Source organism: Vibrio sp. 1727, from assembly GCF_033344415.1.
In the GTDB taxonomy this organism is placed as follows: Bacteria; Pseudomonadota; Gammaproteobacteria; order Enterobacterales; family Vibrionaceae; genus Vibrio; species Vibrio alginolyticus.
Genome location: NZ_JAWPOT010000500.1, coordinates 1 through 577, shown reverse-complemented (window position 1 = coordinate 577; position 577 = coordinate 1). Strand labels below are relative to the sequence as shown.

Sequence of the window (577 nt, the reverse complement as noted above, 5' to 3'; positions counted from 1 at the left end):
CGACCAAAAAGCTTGATGGTGAGTTTGCTAACACTCATCGCTCAAGTCTGGGAAGTAAACACCATACTCGCCGTAAAAACGCAATCTCACACATACGCAGCACGACGTTACAGTAAAGGACGCATCAAAACTGACTACGACGCACTATGGCAAGAGTTGGGGGGCATTGAATACAACCGCCATTTCTACGAATTAAAAGTGAATGATACGCGCCGCGATACTGAGGGAATGTCTCGCTCTAAACGCTCGATGTACCGCCGTCGTTATGAGTGGCTAGACAACACCAAAGCTGAGTTTGCGACGCGTCTGCGTTAATCCAGCGTATCACTCGACATCTTGTTTATTCGTTTACTATTCGGAGTCCTTATGTCTTACAAATACGCCGTAGCATGCTTGTTGTCTGCACTTTCTGTCACCGCTCATGCCGAGCCAACCAAACACATTGTGGGGCAAATTTAGGCTATGGTGACGTCAGTTACGACGTCAATAATGGCCATGATGACGGCGACATGTTCTTAGGGGATGTGTATTACCGTTACATGTTCGACCAAAACTTCGGCCTTGAAGCAGGTTACAA

At 47.1% G+C, this 577-nt stretch carries 1 protein-coding gene and 1 pseudogene; both read left to right on the top strand.

The window, feature by feature from the left end:
* Positions 1-315 (top strand): DUF535 family protein (locus tag R8O10_RS26590; protein WP_318192146.1); only part of this gene is annotated, 315 nt, incomplete at its 5' end.
* Between the two features lie 74 nt (positions 316-389).
* Positions 390-577: pseudogene (locus tag R8O10_RS26585) on the top strand (porin family protein); the annotation flags it as partial.